This is a genomic window from Candidatus Cyanaurora vandensis (assembly GCF_013285555.1).
GTDB lineage: Bacteria > Cyanobacteriota > Cyanobacteriia > Gloeobacterales > Anthocerotibacteraceae > Cyanaurora > Cyanaurora vandensis.
Genome location: NZ_JAAXLT010000004.1, coordinates 1 through 19508, shown reverse-complemented (window position 1 = coordinate 19508; position 19508 = coordinate 1). Strand labels below are relative to the sequence as shown.

Annotated in this window: 21 protein-coding genes and 1 pseudogene; 8 read left to right on the top strand and 14 right to left on the bottom strand. The window is 55.5% G+C overall.

The features are described from left to right. Positions 1-48 precede the first annotated feature (48 nt). Together HFM78_RS00240 and HFM78_RS00235 are read left to right on the top strand one after the other, a co-directional pair. Positions 49-363, top strand: a complete 315-nt coding sequence (locus tag HFM78_RS00240) for a 4Fe-4S dicluster domain-containing protein (RefSeq protein WP_287127405.1) — start codon at positions 49-51, stop codon at positions 361-363. 5 nt (positions 364-368) lie between these two features. Beyond that, positions 369-1349 carry a glycosyltransferase family 2 protein gene (locus tag HFM78_RS00235; RefSeq protein WP_315861909.1) on the top strand — a complete coding sequence of 327 codons (981 nt, stop codon included), beginning with the start codon at positions 369-371 and terminating at the stop codon, positions 1347-1349. Between the two features lie 167 nt (positions 1350-1516). Here the strand turns inward: HFM78_RS00235 and HFM78_RS00230 are convergent, their stop codons facing one another. From HFM78_RS00230 to psb28, 3 genes are read right to left on the bottom strand one after another with little or no spacing between them, the layout of a single operon-like run. Continuing rightward, positions 1517-3163, bottom strand: coding sequence for a hypothetical protein (locus tag HFM78_RS00230; RefSeq protein ID WP_287127403.1), 1647 nt, complete (start codon positions 3161-3163; stop codon positions 1517-1519). Next, on the bottom strand, positions 3157-4203 hold the full coding sequence (locus tag HFM78_RS00225) for a HEAT repeat domain-containing protein (protein ID WP_287127402.1): 1047 nt from the start codon (positions 4201-4203) through the stop codon (positions 3157-3159). The genes HFM78_RS00230 and HFM78_RS00225 overlap by 7 nt, the downstream gene beginning before the upstream one ends. A gap of 25 nt (positions 4204-4228) precedes the next feature. Next, positions 4229-4558, bottom strand: coding sequence for a photosystem II reaction center protein Psb28 (psb28, locus tag HFM78_RS00220; protein ID WP_287127401.1), 330 nt, complete (start codon positions 4556-4558; stop codon positions 4229-4231). A gap of 68 nt (positions 4559-4626) precedes the next feature. On the opposite strand from psb28, the gene folP reads away from it, so the two are divergent. From folP to HFM78_RS00205, 3 genes are all read left to right on the top strand, one after another. Continuing rightward, on the top strand, positions 4627-5433 hold the full coding sequence (gene folP / locus HFM78_RS00215; protein ID WP_287127400.1) for a dihydropteroate synthase: 807 nt from the start codon (positions 4627-4629) through the stop codon (positions 5431-5433). Positions 5434-5541: 108 nt separating this feature from the next. Then, positions 5542-8637 (top strand): hypothetical protein, encoded by a 3096-nt coding sequence (locus HFM78_RS00210; protein WP_287127399.1) that lies wholly within the window; start codon positions 5542-5544, stop codon positions 8635-8637. Beyond that, positions 8630-9049 (top strand): hypothetical protein, encoded by a 420-nt coding sequence (locus HFM78_RS00205; RefSeq protein ID WP_287127398.1) that lies wholly within the window; start codon positions 8630-8632, stop codon positions 9047-9049. Before HFM78_RS00210 ends, HFM78_RS00205 begins: the two co-directional genes overlap by 8 nt. Here HFM78_RS00205 and HFM78_RS00200 read toward each other — a convergent pair. Both HFM78_RS00200 and HFM78_RS00195 read right to left on the bottom strand, forming a co-directional pair. Next, the gene (locus HFM78_RS00200) at positions 9040-9954 is read right to left on the bottom strand and encodes a DUF928 domain-containing protein (RefSeq protein WP_287127397.1); all 915 of its coding nucleotides are present in this window, start codon (positions 9952-9954) and stop codon (positions 9040-9042) included. The genes HFM78_RS00205 and HFM78_RS00200 overlap by 10 nt on opposite strands. 83 nt (positions 9955-10037) lie before the next feature. Then, on the bottom strand, positions 10038-11114 hold the full coding sequence (locus tag HFM78_RS00195; RefSeq protein WP_287127396.1) for a metallophosphoesterase: 1077 nt from the start codon (positions 11112-11114) through the stop codon (positions 10038-10040). Positions 11115-11414: 300 nt separating this feature from the next. Here HFM78_RS00195 and HFM78_RS00190 point away from each other — a divergent pair, with 300 nt between their 5' ends. The 3 genes from HFM78_RS00190 to HFM78_RS00180 are packed head-to-tail and all read left to right on the top strand — an operon-like array spanning position 11415 to position 13919. Continuing rightward, positions 11415-12143, top strand: coding sequence for a hypothetical protein (locus HFM78_RS00190; RefSeq protein ID WP_287127395.1), 729 nt, complete (start codon positions 11415-11417; stop codon positions 12141-12143). Next, positions 12127-13161 (top strand): hypothetical protein, encoded by a 1035-nt coding sequence (locus tag HFM78_RS00185; RefSeq protein ID WP_287127394.1) that lies wholly within the window; start codon positions 12127-12129, stop codon positions 13159-13161. The genes HFM78_RS00190 and HFM78_RS00185 overlap by 17 nt, the downstream gene beginning before the upstream one ends. After that, entirely contained in the window at positions 13158-13919 is a 762-nt protein-coding gene (locus HFM78_RS00180) for a tetratricopeptide repeat protein (protein WP_287127393.1), read from the top strand. Before HFM78_RS00185 ends, HFM78_RS00180 begins: the two co-directional genes overlap by 4 nt. Positions 13920-14199: 280 nt before the next feature. Here HFM78_RS00180 and HFM78_RS00175 read toward each other — a convergent pair whose 3' ends face one another. From HFM78_RS00175 to HFM78_RS00140, 9 genes and pseudogenes are all read right to left on the bottom strand, one after another. Continuing rightward, complete coding sequence (locus HFM78_RS00175; RefSeq protein ID WP_287127392.1) at positions 14200-15378, bottom strand: TRC40/GET3/ArsA family transport-energizing ATPase; 1179 nt, start codon at positions 15376-15378, stop codon at positions 14200-14202. A 79-nt stretch (positions 15379-15457) separates the two neighbouring features. Further along, on the bottom strand, positions 15458-16018 hold the full coding sequence (gene tsaB, locus HFM78_RS00170) for a tRNA (adenosine(37)-N6)-threonylcarbamoyltransferase complex dimerization subunit type 1 TsaB (protein WP_287127391.1): 561 nt from the start codon (positions 16016-16018) through the stop codon (positions 15458-15460). Continuing rightward, positions 16011-16256 carry a MoaD/ThiS family protein gene (locus HFM78_RS00165; RefSeq protein WP_287127390.1) on the bottom strand — a complete coding sequence of 82 codons (246 nt, stop codon included), beginning with the start codon at positions 16254-16256 and terminating at the stop codon, positions 16011-16013. Before HFM78_RS00165 ends, tsaB begins: the two co-directional genes overlap by 8 nt. Positions 16257-16262: 6 nt before the next feature. Beyond that, entirely contained in the window at positions 16263-16970 is a 708-nt protein-coding gene (locus tag HFM78_RS00160) for a PspA/IM30 family protein (protein WP_287127389.1), read from the bottom strand. 34 nt (positions 16971-17004) lie between these two features. Beyond that, a complete protein-coding gene (locus HFM78_RS00155; RefSeq protein WP_287127388.1) occupies positions 17005-17229 on the bottom strand; it encodes a hypothetical protein in 225 nt (74 codons plus the stop codon). A 142-nt stretch (positions 17230-17371) separates the two neighbouring features. Further along, a pseudogene (locus HFM78_RS00150) lies at positions 17372-17998 on the bottom strand (DNA cytosine methyltransferase); the annotation flags it as partial. Positions 17999-18106: 108 nt separating this feature from the next. Continuing rightward, positions 18107-18448, bottom strand: coding sequence for a DNA cytosine methyltransferase (locus HFM78_RS16025; protein WP_396034806.1), 342 nt, complete (start codon positions 18446-18448; stop codon positions 18107-18109). A gap of 7 nt (positions 18449-18455) precedes the next feature. Then, the gene (locus HFM78_RS00145; protein WP_287127387.1) at positions 18456-18779 is read right to left on the bottom strand and encodes a hypothetical protein; all 324 of its coding nucleotides are present in this window, start codon (positions 18777-18779) and stop codon (positions 18456-18458) included. Between the two features lie 105 nt (positions 18780-18884). Next, positions 18885-19289 (bottom strand): hypothetical protein, encoded by a 405-nt coding sequence (locus tag HFM78_RS00140; protein ID WP_287127386.1) that lies wholly within the window; start codon positions 19287-19289, stop codon positions 18885-18887. Positions 19290-19508: the final 219 nt, after the last annotated feature.

Genomic DNA, 19508 nt, shown 5'->3' with positions numbered 1-19508 from the left:
TACCAACCCACCGTCGCGACAATTAACCCCCAGGCCCTCACCGAGACCATGTATGCCCGGGGAGACGCGGTGTTTTTTGCAGGGACCCGCTACCACGAGGGGAACCGCCACATTGAGGAGTTCAGTGCCCAAACCTGCCAGACCTGTATCCGTACCTACGACCAACTCGGCAAAGTCACCCCCTGCATCTCTGACTGTACGGCGGAAGTCCACCGCGTCGATGTCCTAGACGACCTGCGTCTCCATGGGATGTCTCTAGAGAACTGTATCCAGTGCCGGACCTGTGAAATCGTCTGCCCCCAGATGAACCTGCGGGTCAACCCCACCTACGAAGGTTCAGGGCCGGACTTCTTCGGGTTGTAATATAGATGGGATTTCGCAGAGGTCCAGGGATGCTTTCAGTGGCGATGTGCACGTATAACGGAGCGCGGTATCTACCTGAACAACTGGCGAGCATTGCCAACCAGACCCTACTCCCTAATGAAATGGTCATCTGTGACGACGCTTCTCAAGACCAGACGGTAGCTGTCCTGCGCGAATTTGCCCAAGGGGTCCCCTTCCCCGTCCATCTCCATTGCAATCCCCAGAATCTCGGTTCGACAAAAAATTTTGAGCAGGCAATTGGACGATGTGTGGGGACGGTGATTGCGCTAGCTGACCAGGATGACCGCTGGCAGCCCCATAAGCTTGCGACCCTTGATGCGGCCTTGCGGGCCCAACCCCGGGCGGGCTATGTTTTTTCTGATGCCAATCTCGTGGATGCCAATACACAACCTATAGGCGAAAGCCTCTGGTCCTATGTGCGTTCAAACGTGCCTAAGTTTCGCCACTTTACCCCTACTGAACAACTGGCGGTCCTCTTTCAAGGCAACATCGTGACCGGAGCGACCATGGCCCTGCGTAAGCAACTCACCCCCTGGCTTTTTCCAATCCCCGCCGATTGGGTCCATGATGCTTGGATCGCGCTGATTAGTTCGGCTCTTGGTTGGTATGGGATTGCCCTTTCAGAACCATTGATTGACTATCGGCTCCATCGCAACCAGCAGCTCGGGGTCCACAAAGCAACAAACCCCGCCCCGTCCACTGACCGAACCCGTTACCAGGAGCTGCGCCGCCGTGAACAACAGGCGATAGATGTCTTGACCCATCTCCGGTCGGTCCCCTCAGGCTTGGACCTCACAGCCACCTTCACGCGCTTTGAGGCCCAGCGCAAACATTTCACCAACCGTGCTGCCCTGCGTGAACAATTAGCAACTCGTCTGAGCGTAGTTTTTCAAGAAGGTGTAACTGGGCGTTATTTCCAGTTCTCGGGGGCTTGGCGGAGTATACTTCGCGATCTATTTTTTTAGTCGGGGTTAATTGGAGCACGCGCTGCACTGGTCGTTCAGCTTGCCTAATTGGCAGGCCTGAGCATACTGGAGGATGGTTAAGAAGTTTGGCGTTGCCTAGAGGCACTCCAGACGTTTGTGGGATAAAAAAACAAAACGGGCACAGCATTAGGCAATGCCACTATTCACTATTCACGCTCTGCCGCGCTCAAGAGTAAGGTCAAGGGTCCTTGTTGACGCTGGCCCTCACTGTCATGGGGCGTGCCCACCAGCGTCAGACTACCCCGGTTCCGCAGTAAACAGGTCTGGAGATGGTCCACTAAGACACTCTCGCCGCCCGCCTGGACTTGCCACTGGTCCGAAGTGACATCCAACCAAACCTGATGGTCACTGATTAGACCAGCATTGACGAAATGACGGGGGTTACTCACCAGCACCCGGTCGGGGTCCACGGGCAGTTCCCAGCGCGGCAATACCCCGACCGTTCGTAACCAAGGGAGACTATCGGCACCACCAAGGGCCAACAGTTGCTCTCCCCAACCCCGCAGACAATTCAACCGTGCTCGGTCTTTCGTAGCTACCGTCAATAAATCAAAAACCGCTGCCCACTGCTGCTCCAAGGGTTGACCGCTCATCTGAGCTTGCCACTGGCTGAGTTGGTGACAGGCCGGGGGTGCATCAGTGAGGGAAATTAGGGGTTGGTGGAGTTGACGGGACCAACGGAGTGCCTGACCGGGCGTGAGTCCAAATCCGCATTCCAACAGTTGCGCCGTATCAAAGGTAGTCGCCATCCCCCACCGCGCTGGGTCCACCCAGGCCAAAGCCGTCCAGACCAACTGCGCCGGGAGTTGCGTGGGTAAATCCTGTTCCGGGAAATACCACTGGAACTGTCCGCCGAGGCACTGTTGTAAATGGGCACGGACACAGGAGTCCGCACTGGGGATGAGTAGGACACAGCCCGGTAGTTCCCGAATCCGCCCTACCGCCGCTGCCCAGAGTTGAGACCGTTCTGGCACCCAGACGCGATGGGCCGTGAGTCCATCCTGTTTTGCCAGAGCTTGCGCCAGTACGGGTGAGCTAGGGGCCACACTCCACACGGGCGGGGTATCGAGTAACTCCCGATGGTGCGCCTGACGCGGTTGCTGGTGGATCTCGTAGGGGTTGAAGGCCACATCTAAGCGCACCTGCGCCCGAAACGTAGTCAAAATTGCCCAAAAAGCCGGGGGCCACTCCTCCACGTCATCACAGAGCCAATGAGGATAACGAGCGGCAAGCTGGGCAACCCAGACGGGGTCCGTGAGTAAGTAATCCCGGACCACCTGCACCTGTTGCCCCGTATCAAAAATCCCCCGCGCCCAACTCTGCTCCCGGTAGCGCGTCAGACAGGCTTGGACCAAGGGGGCTAGCTCCTCCGTCAACCCCAACGGTAGACCCTCAGCTTGCTGGACCGACCAGCGCGTCAGTTGGGCAACCAGACGTTCATGACTCCAGCCCCGGTCCAGAAATTCCTGCACTAAGTCCCGGTCCAAGACCTGTCCCAGCCACCACTGTGCCCCTAGAACCGAGGGGAGCTGGGGTTGCGCCTCCGGCAGTCCGACGCGGTGGGGCGCAAGCCAGGGCCAAAACTCCTGGAGCCAACGCCGCGCCCAAGCCCGGAAAGTACCGAGGTGGAGCGTCCGTCCTGGATAACTCTCTGCCTGCCAAGTCAACCACGACGCGACCTGCTGGGCATTCTCCACCCAGACTAGGACCTGCTCCCCGTCTGCCTTAGCCCAAACCTCACGCAGTCGCATCGTCCGACCCGCCCCCGTACCCGCTTGATAAATCCTCAACACTTACTCCGGCGGTCTTCGAGAGCTTCGAGGACGCGGCGGGCTACTTCGCGTACCTGTCCATCGTTGTCCTTGGTGGCAAGGAGAACCGGCAAAATCGCCTGGGGATTGCCGATGCGGTGCAGAGCCTGGAGAGCCGCCAGCCGCCACGCTTGATTGGGATGGCGCAGTAGGACAATTAACTGGGGCACCGCACGGGCATCCCGTACCTGAGCGAGGACGCGGATCAAGGGTAAACACAGGTCCGCCGGAGCTAACTCCAATAAGCCTAAAAGCTCAACCACGTGGGGTTGCAGGGCTTCTTCAGATTGTTGCATCAGCCAGAGTACCGCCGTGGTCCGGATATTCTCTGTGGGCTCCTGGAGAAAAGCTAGGGCGGTTGTCATGCCCTCAAGCTGGATCAAAGCCCGGACGACGGCATCTTGGACATAGCTATCCGGGTCATAGAGCAATTGATGTAAATAAGGTAAAGCCGCCCGGTCGCCCAACTTGCCTAGGGCCTCGACGATGAGATAGCGGGGCGACTCGGGGTCCGGGAGGAGTTGGATTAAAGCCGGGACCGCTCGGGAGTCGCCCAGTTTTCCCAGGGCATCACAAGCATTCATGCTGGTCAGCCGATGGGAGTCATTCAGGGCACGGACGAGGGGTTCTAGGGCGAGTTCTCCCCCTAGGTGGCCCAACACATAGACCGCAGCAGCACGCGTCCCACCATCGGGGTCGTCTAGGACTTGGATGAGAGCTTGAATGAGGTCTGGAGATTCCTCCGCCCGCCGTAGTTCATCCACGGCCCAGACCGCGCCTTGTCGGACCTCAGGGTCTAGGTGGCGCATCAGTTTAATCCCCTTATTGACCCCGGCGTGCCAGACCAGACTTTTAGCCGCCCGGTAGCGCACCTGACCATCGGGGTCCAGCAGGGCATTTTGTAAGGGAATCAGGGCACGGTAGTGGCGGGAGCGACCGAGGAGTTCCGCTGAGAGACGACGCTGCTCCACATCGGGGGCAACCAGTTGTTTGATCAGCTCGGTGATCCGCTTTTCGTCCACACCCGTTTATACCCCGAGGACCAACTTATTTTTGACCAAATTCCATACCCGTCTCCTGGGCATACCGTTCCATGAAACGCATAAAACGGTCAAATTCCATCTGGGTCAGCATTTCATAAACACATTCAACCCCACTAAACTCGCCATTGAGGAACTGGGCACGGACATCGGTGACATCAAAACTGCCCTCGTCATCCATCAACCGCATCCGTTCAATTCGGATGTTTGTCTTGCGCGCTTTGGGTTGTTGGAAGGAAAAAATGGCGGTTTTACGCGGGCTGTTGCGCGAACCCCGGATCTTGATCCCACTGGCTTCTTCGTTAATACCGGCGACAAACTGGATCGTTGCGACCATAGCGTACCTGAGTTGACTAGGTTCATTGTACGGAAAATTGACCCCTGCCATCTCGTATCCTGGAAAGCATGAACAGGGTTCAAATTTTCGGGATTGTCAATCTCACCCATGATTCTTTTTCCGATGGCGGTCAGTTTTTAGCACCCCACGCCGCGATTGCCCAGGGGGAACGGCTCCTTAGCGAAGGCGCGGCTGGCCTGGACCTCGGGGCGGAGTCCTCCAACCCTGCCGGTCAACGGGTGACGGCTCAGACTGAGATTGAGCGACTCACCCCGGTGGTGCATCACTTCAAACAGATGGGAGCCACCCTCAGTGTTGATACCTATAAACCCGAGGTGATGCGGGCGATGCTGGCTTTGGGGGTAGACATGATTAATGACATCACCAGTCTCAAGGACCCCCAAGCCATAACGGTTTTGCGCGACTATAACGTCCCGATAGTCCTGATGTTTGCCCGCAACCGAGCTCCCCGTGCTGAAATTAAGCCCCAATCCCACCAAGACCTCATCCCTACGCTGCTCGCCTTTTTCCAAGAACGCCTCGACACCCTCACGCAACAGGGGATTGCCCGTGAACGGTTAATCCTGGACCCCGGCATGGGTTATTTCCTGGGCAGCAACCCCGCACCGAGTCTCTGGGTCCTTAAACACATGCAGCAGTTGCACACCCTTGGTCAACCCCTTTACCTCTGTACCTCGCGCAAATCTTTTATCGGGACCCTCCTCAATGAATCCCCCAACGGACGGGCGATGGGGACTCTAGCGACGGAACTCTGGGCCATGGCTCAAGGAGTCCAGTACATCCGCACCCACGAGGTCAAAGCCCTCGCCCAAGCCTGGACGATCTGGCAAGCAATTACGGAGGTGAGCGATTGAGCCGGAAGGAACCACCTTGAACCTCTGGTGCCGATGGGGGGGTTTCTTCTCACTGAGCTAGGAACTATTTTCATGTAAGTATAGATCCACCCCATTACGGAGACCCCTATGTTTGCTGTCCTAACTAGCTTCTTACTTGTCTTGGCGGTGATGCCTGGGGTCTTGGCCCAGAGTGAAAGTAGTTTCTTTGCGGGACTCAAGGCGCGGAGTATCGGGCCGGGGAATATGAGCGGACGGGTGGCGGCGGTGGAAGGGGTGGTCCGTGACCCGGATACCTTTTATGTCGGGACGGCGACCGGGGGGGTCTGGAAAACAACCAACGGCGGGACGACCTGGAATCCAATTTTTGACCGCCAGACCACTTCCTCCGTGGGGGCGATTGCCCTGGACCAAAATAATCCCGAAACGGTCTGGGTGGGGACCGGGGAGGCCAATACCCGCAACAGTGCTGGGGTGGGCCGGGGAGTTTTCAAAAGTTTGGACGGGGGCAAGACCTGGCAGTTTTTAGGACTGGGGAAAACTGGACACATCAGCCGCCTGCTCCTGGACCCCCGCAATCCCAATACTGCTTATGTAGCGGCCCTAGGCACAATCTGGGGGGAGAACCCAGAGCGCGGGGTCTTCAAAACCATGGATGGCGGCAAGACTTGGCGGCAGGTCCTCTACGTGAATGGACGCACTGGGGCCGCCGACCTCGTGATGGACCCCAAGAACCCCCAACGCCTCATCGCCGCCCTGTGGGAGTACCGCCGCTGGCCCTGGTTCGCCAAGTCCGGGGGAGCAGGCAGTGGGCTCTATGTCAGTAATAACGGCGGTGAAGACTGGCGCGAGATTACCGCGAAGGAGGGCCTACCCCCAGGTGAACTGGGTCGCATTGGTCTCGCAATCGCCCCGAGTAACCCCAGTCTGGTCTATGCCCTCGTGGAGGCCCAAAAGAACGTCTTATTACGCTCCGAAGACAGCGGCGCGACCTGGAAAACCGTCATCCAAAAAACCAATATCAACCCCCGTCCCTTCTACTTTGCCGATATCCGCGTCCATCCCCAGAATGAAAATTTACTCTATCGGCTCCAAGTGGACCTGGATGTGAGTAGTGACGGCGGCAAAAATTTCACGACCCTGGCGGGGTTGAACCGGGTCCACTCGGACCACCACGCCCTCTGGATTCATCCGACGGGCGACCTGATGATTAACGGCAACGATGGGGGAATTGCCCTCAGCCGCGACCGGGGCAAGTCCTGGCAGTTCGTGGACAATCTACCGCTGGGTCAGTTCTATCACCTGAGCGTGGACCAGCAGTTTCCCTACAACATCTATGGCGGACTGCAAGATAACGGCTCTTGGCGCGGGCCGAGTACCAGCCTCAAGCGCGACGGGATCTATAACGGCGACTGGGAAATGGTCGGGTTCGGGGATGGTTTCGCGGTTTTGAGTGACCCGGAGGACAACGAGGCGGGCTATGCCATGTCCCAGGGCGGGAATTTATTTTATTTCAACCATCGGCTGGGCACCCGGCAACCCCTGCGCCCCACCGAGACCAACGTTAAGCACCGCTACAACTGGAACGCTGCCCTAGCCCTCGATCCCTTCGACCCCAAAACTATTTATTACGGCAGTCAGTTTGTCCACAAAAGTGCCGATAAGGGCCAGAGTTGGGACGTGATTAGCCCGGACTTGACCACCAATGACCCCGCCAAACAGAAACAGACCGAGAGCGGCGGACTGACCCGCGATGTCACCGCCGCCGAGAACCACTGCACGATTTTGAGCATTGCCCCCAGCCCGGTCCAACGGGGAGTCCTCTGGGTAGGCACCGATGACGGCAACATACAACTGACCACCAATGGCGGCAAAACTTGGGCTAATGTTTCACGCAGTCTCAGCGGTCAAGTCCCCGCCGCCACCTGGATACCCCATGTGGAAGCCTCCAAGTTTGACCCTGCCACGGCCTACGTCGTCTTCGATGACCACCGCCGCGCCAACTGGCAGTCCTATGTGTTTATCACCCGCAATTACGGCAAGAGTTGGCAGAGTCTGGCTACCCAGGACCTAGATGGGTTTGTCCATGTCATCGAGCAGGACCCGGTGGACCCGGAGTTGCTTTTCCTCGGTACGGAGTTTGGCTTGTATATTTCCCGCGACGGTGGAAAAGCTTGGCAACGCTGGAGTTTACCCACGGTCCCAGTGATAGATCTGGTGGTCCATCCTCGTGAACACGACCTCGTAATTGGCACCCACGGGCGGGGCATTTATATCCTGGACGATATCAACCCCCTCAGGACCCTAGACCGGACAGTGGCCCAAAAACCTCTACATCTATTTCCAGTCCTGACAGCCTACCAGTACAACTATGCACTCTTCGCCGGACCCTACATCTCGCCGGGAGATGGCCTATACCGGGGAACTAGCCGGACCTACGGTGCCCTGCTCACCTACGTCGCCAATCCCACGACCGACCAGGACAAACTGGATCTTCAGATCAGTGACGGCACGGCTGTAATCCGCACCCTCAAAGTCCCCCTCAAAAAAGGACTCAACCGGGTGGCCTGGGACCTGCGCCGTAAAGAATTCGCCCAACCGACCAACCCCGATGACGAGACCCGGAGTGAGGGCGACCAACCGGGTATCCTAGTCCTCCCCGGCACCTACACCGCCACCCTCAAATACGGCTCCACCACTGTCAGCCAGTCCTTCCAAGTGAAAGACGATCCCCGCCTCACCGTGGACCCCGCCCGCCGTCAAGAGACCTACGACCTGACCCTGAAGGCCGGAGCCCTCCAAGAAGCAATTACTCAAGCCTTCCACCAACTCAACGACACCAAGAAGGCCATCAAAACCGTAGAGGATTTCACCCAGGACCTAGACCCCACTCAAGCCACCACGCTCAAACAAAACGGTGCAATTTTAGAAAAGAAGCTCACCCTCCTCGCTAACAAACTCGTCCCCGAGCGGGACCGCCAAGGAATTTATGACCGCACCGCCGAGGCCAGCCAACAGGTCAGTCTACTCCTCAACACCCTCCAGGGTGCTGGCTTGACCCAGGCCGTCCAAGTGAAGTACACCAAGGTCAAAACGATGGTGGATGCTATGCTCCAGGAGTACAACCAGCTTTACCAGAATGATGTCCCCGCTTACCAAAAGCAGGTCCAGGCCGCCGGATTCACCCTTTTCAAAAAAGTACCCACCCTCACGACGAGTGACTAGTTGGGGCCTCCTCTTCCTGTTAGTTACCGTGCCCGTCCAAGCGCAATTAGCCCGCTCCATCCAACTCGATCCCGGCGACCACCATTACCGGGATAGCTTGGTCCGACTTACCGAGAGCACCGCAATTTTGTACGACGACCAGGGCCACAGCTTAGAAATCCTCCAGCTCGTGGAGACCCAAGCGAGCTACCAGCGTTACTTAGGCGAGCATTACAGTCTGGTCTTTTATCCCGCCCAGGGCACAGGCACCGCCGCCTTGACCTTCCCGGACCCACCCACCCCCAGTCCGGCCCTCTCTACTGCTGAACAAATCCGCCACTGGCAAGTCGTCAGCCAACACGCACAAAAGGCAGGCTTGACCACAGTTGACCAACGCGCCCAAGCCATCCTCCAACGCCTCAATCAGCCCTGATTCGGACAAGGAGCCGTGGATAAGCCCTCGCCCTGCCAGCACAAGAGGGGCGGCTGGGTGAAAGCTCCCAATCCCTCACGCGTCAGCAACTCCGTCCAACGGGCGCGTTCCTGTAAATCCGCCGTGACCCGCAACATGTCATACCAGAACCCCGCCAAGGCAAAAAGCCGTCCCTGCTCCGCCAAGGGAGCCGTTGCCAGCCGGGATTGAAGCTCTGGGACGGGTAAAGCGTGCTGAATGCGGGCCTCCACCAGCGCGTCCTCACTCGTGTCCTTGGGATTACAGAGGACGCTCACCGTCCAACGGTAGGTCTGGCCCATGGCGAGCCGGGGAGCCGTGGTCGGGAGGGTGAGACGGGTGACTTCCGCCATGCCGTGACTGCGAAAAACCGTCTTAAACACCAAAGTCCCATCCATCCCCCACAGACTGAAGGCCAACTGGGGGACTTTTTCGAGGGGTACATCCTGCCAGTGCAGCTTAGGCGTGACCCAGAAGAAAGTTGGTTGAGCCGTGCTAGTCAGCCCCAGATTCTGTTGGGGTACTAGCACCGTGAGGGGTGGTTCGTAGGTCTTACCGCAACCAATTGCTGCCGCGCCTTCGCGGTTCCCTGGTACGCCCCGGTTGGGGAGGGTGGTTAGGGTGAGGGGACGGCGCGGTTGCGGAGGCGTCACCACAGCTGCAACGGGCGGGGCCACTTTCGTTTTAATCATTAGTTTCTGACCGACGGCGAGCCGGTCGGGGTCCTGCAACTGAGGATTACGTTGGATCAATTCAACCACCGAGGTCGCTTGAGTCCGGGCGATCTGGTAGAGGGTATCGCCCGGTTGGACCGTATAAATCGTCTGGGCCAAGCTGGGCAGGGGCACTAGGGCACAGCCCAGCACAACAAACCATTTAGGAAACATGGTAGACCGTTATTTTTCTCATAGTTACCATACGGTGCACCTTCTGACGATGATTTGAAGCAGGTTCAGTTCTTTTGTAACGTCTACTGATTATTCATCGTCAAAACCGTATCGTTATCCAAGGGCAGGGGGTCGTTGAAGTGCCCAAAGTAAGTCTGTAGGTGAGGCGGGAGATGGGGGAGGTCGAAGTGGGCATCTCCGGCACAGATTTTGGCCCAGAAGTCCTGGAGGTCGGGCATGAGGGCGTGGGCTTGGCTGGGAGAAAGCGAGAGGGGCGGCGTCGTGAGCAGCTTGAAGAGGTAATGACGACTGAGGGCGATCGTGTGCTGCTTAGAGAACTGGTGGAGATTGGGCCACTGGGGCAGAGCGGTGACGCGCCGGGAGTGGATAGTGAGTTGGTCAGACGCGAGGCTACACAGGCGATAGGGATGGGGATAGCTGACCAAGGAGCCGGTGGCGATGTCGTAGAGCCCTTCTTGGTAAGCGATGTCTTGGACATGGAAATGCCCAGTGAAGACCCAGGCGACCTGATACTGGCGCAGGAGGCGGACCAAGCGCGGGTGGTCCGGCAGCATATAGCCCCGGGTGGTGGGGTGAGTGGCTTGGTGGGGAATATGTTCCAGGAGATTGTGGTGGACCAAGACGAGGAGTGTCTCGTCCCTATAGGTCTCTAGAATGCGCGTCAACCATTGCCACTGGGGTTCATCCAGACCGAATTGGGCACCCGTCGCGCCTGACGGGAAATAGGTGGAGTTGAGACCGACAATCCGCACACCGGGGGCCACCGGTTCACAGAAATAGGGCAAGTCGGTCTGGGCATACCCGGAACGGCGGTACATCCCGGCAAAATCCGGTAAGCCCAACTGTCCACCTTGCGTAAAAGGCACCCGTAGGTCATGGTTCCCGGCAATCACAAAGGTCGGGAAGGGGAGACGAGCCAGACGGTCGGCTAACCATTGATGATTCTCTAGCTCGCCATCTTGGGTCAAGTCACCAGGGATGAGTAAAAAATCTACACCCACGCGCTCCAAATCCCTGAGGACGGCCTCCAGACAACCCATGCTCACTTCGAGTAAGTGGCTGCGGTGCCGGTAATCGCGCAGGGTGTGAGGCAAGGTGAGGTGGGGGTCACTCAAAACCCCGAAGGTGAGCTTAGTCATCCTCAAGACCTCTTTTTACCCAAATGTAACGGTAGGCGGTAGGCAGGGGGTTAGTCCGAGAAAGGACTTAACTGTTTTTACGTGTTTCACAGTATGTATGTCCTGAGAGAGAGCCGATAAACTGAAGGCCGCGCCGGGTTTAGGACGCAGGAGGGGCAGGATGGTTACGAAGCTCACCGGGGGTAGTTACTACTCCCGATTTTTGTAGTAGCTGCGCCCTTAGATCAGAATATTTCTAACAGTTAGCTAATATGGTACATTGTCTATCTAACTAGGGGCTAAATGAGCCGGGGGGCAAGGATGTACTATGTGGTCACACGCACCACATTCTTTAAGCCTGAAAAAAAGGGAGGGGTCCGCGAGACGCGGTATCTGACCATTTTTGACCTATGGGAATTAGAAAAAGAGCAGGCCCGTCGCTTTGCCCGCTATCCAACTTCAACCGTCAAAAAGTTAAAAGCCCAGGGTTTAGAGGATGTTGATGTTATTGAGATGGATGCAGTCCAAATTGTCGAAGAGACCGCTCCGACTTCCGATACAGTAATCATTCAAACGGCGAACTTAGTCTTGAAGGTGAAACCCCCAGAACGTACCAATGGGACGATCAAACCGACACCCACTACCCCGCTGCCACCCGCCCCGCTCCAGCCGGCCCTACGCGAAACTGCCCTCCACCAATTTAATGAACCGACCGCGCCCACACCAGAACCTTGGCGGGGTTATATTCATCTGAGTCGAGCGGCCCAGGGTCCTGAACGAGTCCAGCAGTTGAAATGTCAAGATGCCGTAAGTTTCACCTATTACTACCCGTCGGGGCAGAGCTTGGGTCAGGTTTTTGTGTGTTGGTACGCGCTAAAAAATGAAAGCACCATGCCCAGCCTTGAAGCCTTTGGTGAAGCTTGGCTCGTCCTGGGGCATATGCCCGATGTGGTGCAATTTCTCTCGACCACCGTGGCGGCAACCCTCACGCCCAAGGACTTTTGTGCTCAATTAGAAGTTCTCGGGTTTATCGATGAAACCAACCGCTAGTCAAAGGCAGGACCAACTCTACGCCTTGATTGAAGAACTCGTCCTCTGTCACTCGCCCAGCGGCGATGAACGGGAGATGGACGAATATTTATTGCGGACTTTCCCGCAAGCTGAGCAAGACGAGGCGGGGAATATTGTGGTCCATCTGCCCGGTAGCGGCGAACCCTTAGCCCTGAGTGCCCATAAAGATGAGATTGGGATGATGGTCCACCGCCTTGAACTGGATGGACGGTTGCGGTTGGGGCGGTTGGGCGGTTCTTTCCCTTGGGTCTATGGCGAGGGTGTGGTGGATATCTTGGGTCGTCACGAGACCATCACAGGAATTCTGTCCTTCGGTTCACGCCATGTCTCCCACCAATCTCCCCAAAAAGCCCAACAACTGGCAGCCTCACTCCAGTGGGAGCATTGCTGGGTGGAGACGTTTCTCTCGCCAGCGGAACTGGCAGACCGGGGCGTACAGCCGGGGACCAGGGTGGTAATTGGTAAGCACCGCAAACGCCCGTTACGCTTGGGGGGACGAATAGCGAGTTACACCCTTGATAACAAAGCTGCCGTCGCCGTCCTGGTCCTCCTCGCTGAAAACTTGCCCCCAGACCACCGGGCCGTCACGCTCATCTTTTCGGCCCAAGAGGAAGTCGGGGGCTTGGGGGCCTTACATTACACCCAGCGTGTCCGCCCCGCCGAAATGATCGCGCTAGATGTGACCCCGGTTGCTCCAGAGTATCCGGTCCAATTCAATGACCAGCCGGTTCTCCTGAGTGCCGATAGTTACAGCTATTACGACCAACGTTTTAATGACCGACTGGCAGACTGTGCCCAACGAGTCAATATTCCTCTGCAGCGGGCGGTCCTCAATGGGTTTGGCTCCGATGCCTCGCTCGTCGTGAAACACGGGTTAGTAGCGCGGGTAGCCTGCTTGGGGTTTCCTACGCAAAATACCCATGGCTACGAGATAGCCGAACTCGCCGCCTTGCTCCATCTTCATGATTTGTTACACGCCTATATTATGGGGGGATGAAATTCTTAATATTCCTCTTGGCTGCTGTCCTAGTCGGGTGTGACGCGGCCCCGCGCACGGTCCTTGAGAGTGAGGCGACTTCGGCAATGTTACGCAATGACTTCCCCCGTGCCCTCCAGTTATGGGACCAAGTTTTAGTCAAAAATAACCGTAATCCCGATGCCTACCGTGACCGTGCCAATACTAAGGTTTATCTCGGCGACTTCCCCGGTGCCCTCAAGGACTACGACCAATCTCTTGCCTATGCCCCCCGCGCCGCCGCGACTTATCTCAACCGGGGCACCGTCTGGGAAGCTCTAGGCGACTGGGACCAAGCCATCCGTGATTACAACCGGGTTCTCGAACTCGAACCTAGGGCCGCTGATGCCTTCAACAATCGGGGAAACGCCCAGGCGGGTAAAGGGGCATGGCCCGCCGCGATTGAGGATTTCAAAAGCGCGGTGATCATCAATCCCCGTTACGACCTCGCCCGCGCCAACCTCGCCTTGGCCCTCATCCAAACCGGGCAGTACCAAGCGGCTCTGACCGAATATCAGAACGCGCCTCCAGGCTTTGAACGCTTCCCGGATGCCTTGGCGGGTCACGGTTTAGCCCTCTGGCAACTCCAACAACCCCGAGCCGGTGTCCTGCTCCTCCAAAAAGCCCTAGCCCTCGATCCCAATTACCAAAGTCGCACTTGGCTCCTCAAAACCCGCCGCTGGCCCCCCCGCGCCGTAGACCAACTCCTCGCCATGCAAGCCAAAGCAAAAAAACTTTAGCTGGCCTAGGTTGATGCAGCAACTGAAGCACCCTGCTATGCCGATGGCTCTTGCGTAAGTCCTAATCATATCGGTTTCCCGCAGGCTGACCATTTGACCCGTGCCTATGTGTGGAAAAGATCAGGGTACTGTTCCACCGCGAGTACACCAAGAATGGCGCCCCAGAAGTGCTACAGGCTTTGTTTTTTCTGATTCAAAGTGTGATGGCTATTTCTTCCTTCAGAACCTACTGCTCTAACCAGGATCACTCTCACGGTTAGGGGACGGGTGACATGACCGCCTAGGCGAATTGAATTCGCAAGTAATCATCTTCCATCTTTGCACCGATGGGTTGGAGGGCGGCGAGGGTCTGGGGGAGGACCATGTTGCGGCGATGATTGCCGACCCGGATGTTGAGTTCATCCCCGGACTTGGCGAGTTGGACTTCACTTTTGGGGATACCGGGGAGATAGATTTCCAATCGGTAGCCCTGTTTCTCGGTCACGACACGGAGGGTGTTCTCGGTGTAGAGGACTTTAGAAGGGTCCGTCTCGCCACAGAGGTCCACTTTGAGCCGTTCGAGGGCCGCAAATCCGACCAGTTCATCTTGGTACAAGGGAATCTCATAGACCGGGAGGGGCCGGAAGTTATCGTGGATGGCCTGTCTGTAAAGTTGCTGGGTTTCTTTCCAGCGTTGGAAGTATGGGTCCTGCACATGGTCCGGGATAATCCGGTTGGCAATCACACAATCCGTAGCGACCCCATAGAGACTCAAGTAGGCGTGGGCACGCATCGTTTCCTTGAGGACCATTTTCTCGGGGTTGGTGACGAGCCGGACGGAGGTGACGGCGTTATTGGTCAGGACTTTTTCGAGGGCTTCAATCTGTTCATAGAACTCGTAGGGCGCGTCCATGACTTCATTCGTCGGCATGGGAATCCCGGTCAGACGTTGCAAAATCGGGTTGACCACCGGACCCAAGGTCTGAGCAATGCCCTGGAGCGGTTTGTAGAAGCGGCGCATATACCAGCCCGCCACCTCTGGTAGACTCAACAACCGCAAGGCCGTCCCCGTCGGTGCGGAATCAATAATCAGGACATCAAAATCTTCTTCGTCGTAGTGACGTTTGACGCGGACCAAGGAGAAAATTTCATCCATCCCCGGCAAAACCGCAAGTTCCTCTGCCTGGATGCCTTCTAGTCCCCTGGCTTGGAGGACCTGGGTGATATATTTTTTAACCGCGCCCCAATTTTGCTCCAGTTCAATCAACGCATCCAGTTCCGCACCCCAGAAGTTTTGCGCGAGCTCACGGGGTTCGTGGGTCAAGGGCAGATCCACACTGTCGGCGAGGGAATGGGCCGGGTCCGTGGACAGGACGAGGGTACGATAGCCCAACTCAGCACAGCGTAAACCCGTCGCCGCCGCCATGGAAGTCTTCCCCACGCCGCCTTTGCCCGTGAGCATGATGATACGTAAATCCATGATGAAGTTCCGTAAAGTCGTCTCTACATCATGCCCGAGCCGGAGGATGGGAGCAACGCTAATGGGGATGGGCGCAACGCTAATGGGGAAAGGGTTGTAAGTAGACCGGGACCGCTGCTTGCCAACCAGGTCGCTCTCCTTGCGCGTACCTGTCACGAGATTCTAAGGTGAGAGCCGTAACAATCTGGGTAGGCAGTAAGTCATCTACCCGGACTTGCGGGGAATCTTGCACTTGCATCGCCCAAGCCTCCGGCTCAAACAACTGCTCTTGACCCCCACCAACTGCGCCATAAATCCGCCCACCATGAGCCAGACGACTTACTGCCATGGATTTATCCTCTGTGGCACAAGCCAGAGCCGAACGGGTAAAGACAGGAATCGCTAGCTGTTGACCCAGGGTCCGCGCAACCACCACCCCCAACCGCAGACTGGTGAAACTCCCCGGCCCCGTCACCACCGCCACCCAAGCTAACTCCCGCCAGGGCAACTCACCGACAAATTCAGCCACGTGGGGTAACAGGGATTCCGACAGTTGACGGCCCTCCAGCCACGCGCCAGCACAGACCGGACCCATAGCGGGAGCCAAGGCCAGACCCAACCAAGCCCCGCAGGTATCGAGTCCCAGCCCCCAACTAGCCACCACTCACCGGCGGAATAAATACTAATTCGTCGCCCGGTTGAAGGACCCACGCGGCGGGGACAAAGTTTTGGTTGACTGCGAACCGGGTCACGGGCACCCAGCGGCTCAGCGTCGGGTGTTGGGTGACGAGGGATTGGAGGACTTGGCCCACCGTGCTCTCGGACTCGACCTGGAGAACCTGTTCATCGGTATCCAGGGCTTCACGATAGGCCGCAAACAGTTTGAGGGTAATTTCCACGGTCTACTAGACGTTCCCCTCGGGCAGTTGGGGTTTGGGTTGGGCGGCGGGTAAAATTCCCATCTGGGCTTTGAGAGCGAGTAGTTCGTCGTCCACTGCGCCTTGACCGGATTCCAGGGCTTTAAATTTATCTTCGACTGAATCGGTACTCAGTTCACCCACGGCGGCGGAACGCGCTTCGAGGTCTAGGACTTTTTGTTCCATCCGGTCAAAGGTCGCCAAGGAGGAGCCGGGGGAGACTTTGTTGAGGACTTGGTTGATGTTCTCGGAGGCTTTGGCGGAGCGGGCACGGGCGACGAGGAGGTCTTTTTTGGCCTTGGCCTCGGCAATCTTGCCTTCGAGAGCAGTTAGGTTTTGGCGGAGTTTGCCGACGGTCTCTTTTTGTTTACCCAAGGCGTCTTGAAGACCACTGGCGGTTTCAGCAAAGCTCTTCTTGCGGGTAAGGGCTTCACGGGCGAGTCCTTCATCACCTTTATTGAGGGCGAGCATGGCCCGTTCTTGCCATTGGGTGCTTTGGGAGAGATTTTTGTTGAGTTCTTGCTCGGTGCGCTTCTCACTGGCAATAGCCTGGGCGACCGCCTGCCGCATTTGGATCAGGTCTTCCTGCATATCGTTGACGGTCTGGTCTAAAACTTTTTCGGGGTCCTCCGCCGAGGATACCAAGGAGTTCAAGTTCGCTTTAATTACCGTACCAATGCGGTCAAACAATCCCATGAGGTGCTCGCTAATTCTTTGTTGTAATCCTATCTCAGATTTTGGTTTCCGTCGGTTCCTCCGGCAAGCCCTCGCGGGCCTCGTATTCGCCGAGGGTGAGGTGTTCGAGACCCAGGCCGCTGACGACGTTCTGGAGGAGACCGGGCGGCTTGTCGGTTTGGGTGAGTCCGGTCAAATAGTCGGCGATGCTCTTGCCCCTTGCGGCGGCGCGGTGTTGCAGGAGTTCGATTAACTCAGAGGGTAGCTCTAGGTAGGCCATGGGGTACCTCCGGCGTAGGGCTGGTGACGACTCCTATTACTATACCGTTTGTGATACGGTAGGAACCTTCAACTATTACCAGCTAGAACTTTCTAATTCGTTAGCTAGACAACTCCCGTAAAATAAATATGTTCTAAATACTTTATTTTAGTCGCGGCAAGGTATGGAAAGCTTCGCCTACAGTTGTGTATAGTCGGGCTCCAAACAAGTCAGCCGTTCCAGTGTGTGTAGGCTTTGGCATTTCAATTTTACCTAGACCTTTACGTACTCCAATAAAAAATAAACGCCGTCTAAGTTGGGGTACACCATAATCAGCAGCGAGCAACGACCCAACGTTGACCTCATAATCAAGAGCAATCATGCATTCTTGAATATGTCTGAAGAGTTTCCCACTGTTGACCCCTTTTAAGTTCGGTACATTTTCCATCACAAAATATGTCGGCTGTAAACATTCAATAAAACGGAGATATTCATAAATTAATTGACCTCTAGAGTCATCCAACGCTTTCTGCTTCCCCGCCTGTGAAAATGCCTGACAGGGTGGTCCACCGAATATAAGGTCAGGCCCGTTCCGTTCACCTGTTCTCTCCTGCCAAAGCAACAATGGATCAGTAATACTAGTGATACTGTTCTGCACTACAGAAAGCCGCTCATTGAAATAACCTCGTAATGTATCGCAGGCATCTGACCAATGTTCAAGAGCAACTCTAGTGTCTATACCGTTTGATGCCTCTGCACCAATTTCCATGCCACCTGCGCCTGAGAAGAGACTAAGGGCAGTTAATTTTCTTTTGTATACTTTATTAGCATAAGCATGGCGGACAACTTGTTCAAGAACTGCTCGTGCAAGCGGAACAGGAACAGCATTTCCTACTTGTCATTGAGTACTAGTTAGCGTTCCCTCAAACTTTAATGTATCTGGAAAGCCTTGTAATCGAGCTGCCTCACGCACTGAGATGAAACGGTTCTCGTAGGGGTGTACAAACTTATTAAAGATATAGGCAGTGACAGTTAAAGACGGATGCTCAGGACTGAGTCGAATCATCCGCATATTTGGTCCCCCTTTACGATTTGGATCTTCCTTGAGGTAGTACCGAAAACTATCATGCCACAACTCTTCGGGTAGGTCTTGCATCTTCTGCCCAATTTTAAGCGCGTCTATCCTTTCCTGAACGGCTACTCCTACTTTACGTGCAATGTGATTGTGTATAACTATCATTGTAGTTTCAGAACTCAAATGTACTTTTAATCCAGGCATCCCTCGGATAGTTTTTAGTAAATGAAATAAGACCGTCAAACAAGTTATAAATGGGTGTTTCCTCTGGCAAGTCTCTTACCGTCTTTGCTCTAAATTCATCATCTTTTACTTTTGTAGTATCCAACGCCCAAACTACATCCTGAAGATCTTGGAGATAGTCAGTATAATGACGAACTGCATGGATATTAAAAATCAGAGCAGTCTTTACCGTATAGGTACTTTTGGGTTTGCTAGCTGCTCCAATTTTCAAAACTTGATATAGGCCCTTCTTAATGTCATCGGTTCTATCCATACCTACACTTGACTTGCCGTCGGAGATAGACTCATAGCCACTGCCCACCAAACGGCTCGGTCAGTTAGCTGGTCGTGGAGAAGGCGAACCACAGCCATTAGTCAGCTAATAAACAGGATCTATCGCAGCCCCGGGTTCCCGTGCTGCTCGGTCATATGCCCTGAATGCGCGACTCCAGTAATTGCAGAAGTCTGTGAAAAGATTATCATCTTCTCCAAACAAACATTGAATCTGTTGATACGCCCAATCTGCAGATGAAGCCTCACCTTGGACTCCTAGTTCTATAAGTCGATAATGAATATCTCCAGTTTGAGGCATTGGTAAGAATATCTGTAGCCTGGAATTTTTTACAGATGAATTATTTATACTCGTGTGTGGTAGTGGTACCCCACCATCTCCTTCGATACCCGTTTGTCTCTCAACAATTGCAGTAATTGCGAGTGTAGTAAGAGGAGCAGCCTTCACTTCAGCAAGCAACACGACATTTTCTTCACGATCATGGACAATCATATCTACAGGCTCCACACCTTCATAAACATATATATTCCGATTTTTCCTAAAAAATAGCCTATCTAAAAATACACAAAGCAGACGGATTGCTGTTTTTCCTATGGAACCCGGCTTAGGCTTTTTAGATTTATGAAAATGGAATTCGCCATGTAGTGCACATCACGGACAAGTATTAAGCTGACAAGCATTTAAAATGCGTTATACTGGAATTATTCAATG

What these genes read in the sequence shown, in the direction of transcription:
- HFM78_RS00140 (WP_287127386.1), bottom strand. Translation starts at nt 19,289, where the DNA reads ATGATTGTCCATGATCGTGAAGAAAATGTCGTGTTGCTTGCTGAAGTG.
- HFM78_RS00155 (WP_287127388.1), bottom strand. Translation starts at nt 17,229, where the DNA reads ATGGCCTACCTAGAGCTACCCTCTGAGTTAATCGAACTCCTGCAACAC.
- HFM78_RS00235 (WP_315861909.1), top strand. Translation starts at nt 369, where the DNA reads ATGGGATTTCGCAGAGGTCCAGGGATGCTTTCAGTGGCGATGTGCACG.
- folP (WP_287127400.1), top strand. Translation starts at nt 4,627, where the DNA reads ATGAACAGGGTTCAAATTTTCGGGATTGTCAATCTCACCCATGATTCT.
- HFM78_RS00160 (WP_287127389.1), bottom strand. Translation starts at nt 16,970, where the DNA reads ATGGGATTGTTTGACCGCATTGGTACGGTAATTAAAGCGAACTTGAAC.
- HFM78_RS16025 (WP_396034806.1), bottom strand. Translation starts at nt 18,448, where the DNA reads ATGATAGTTATACACAATCACATTGCACGTAAAGTAGGAGTAGCCGTT.
- HFM78_RS00240 (WP_287127405.1), top strand. Translation starts at nt 49, where the DNA reads ATGTATGCCCGGGGAGACGCGGTGTTTTTTGCAGGGACCCGCTACCAC.
- HFM78_RS00180 (WP_287127393.1), top strand. Translation starts at nt 13,158, where the DNA reads ATGAAATTCTTAATATTCCTCTTGGCTGCTGTCCTAGTCGGGTGTGAC.
- psb28 (WP_287127401.1), bottom strand. Translation starts at nt 4,558, where the DNA reads ATGGTCGCAACGATCCAGTTTGTCGCCGGTATTAACGAAGAAGCCAGT.
- HFM78_RS00190 (WP_287127395.1), top strand. Translation starts at nt 11,415, where the DNA reads ATGTACTATGTGGTCACACGCACCACATTCTTTAAGCCTGAAAAAAAG.
- HFM78_RS00200 (WP_287127397.1), bottom strand. Translation starts at nt 9,954, where the DNA reads ATGTTTCCTAAATGGTTTGTTGTGCTGGGCTGTGCCCTAGTGCCCCTG.
- HFM78_RS00195 (WP_287127396.1), bottom strand. Translation starts at nt 11,114, where the DNA reads ATGACTAAGCTCACCTTCGGGGTTTTGAGTGACCCCCACCTCACCTTG.
- HFM78_RS00145 (WP_287127387.1), bottom strand. Translation starts at nt 18,779, where the DNA reads ATGGATAGAACCGATGACATTAAGAAGGGCCTATATCAAGTTTTGAAA.
- HFM78_RS00210 (WP_287127399.1), top strand. Translation starts at nt 5,542, where the DNA reads ATGTTTGCTGTCCTAACTAGCTTCTTACTTGTCTTGGCGGTGATGCCT.
- HFM78_RS00185 (WP_287127394.1), top strand. Translation starts at nt 12,127, where the DNA reads ATGAAACCAACCGCTAGTCAAAGGCAGGACCAACTCTACGCCTTGATT.
- HFM78_RS00175 (WP_287127392.1), bottom strand. Translation starts at nt 15,378, where the DNA reads ATGGATTTACGTATCATCATGCTCACGGGCAAAGGCGGCGTGGGGAAG.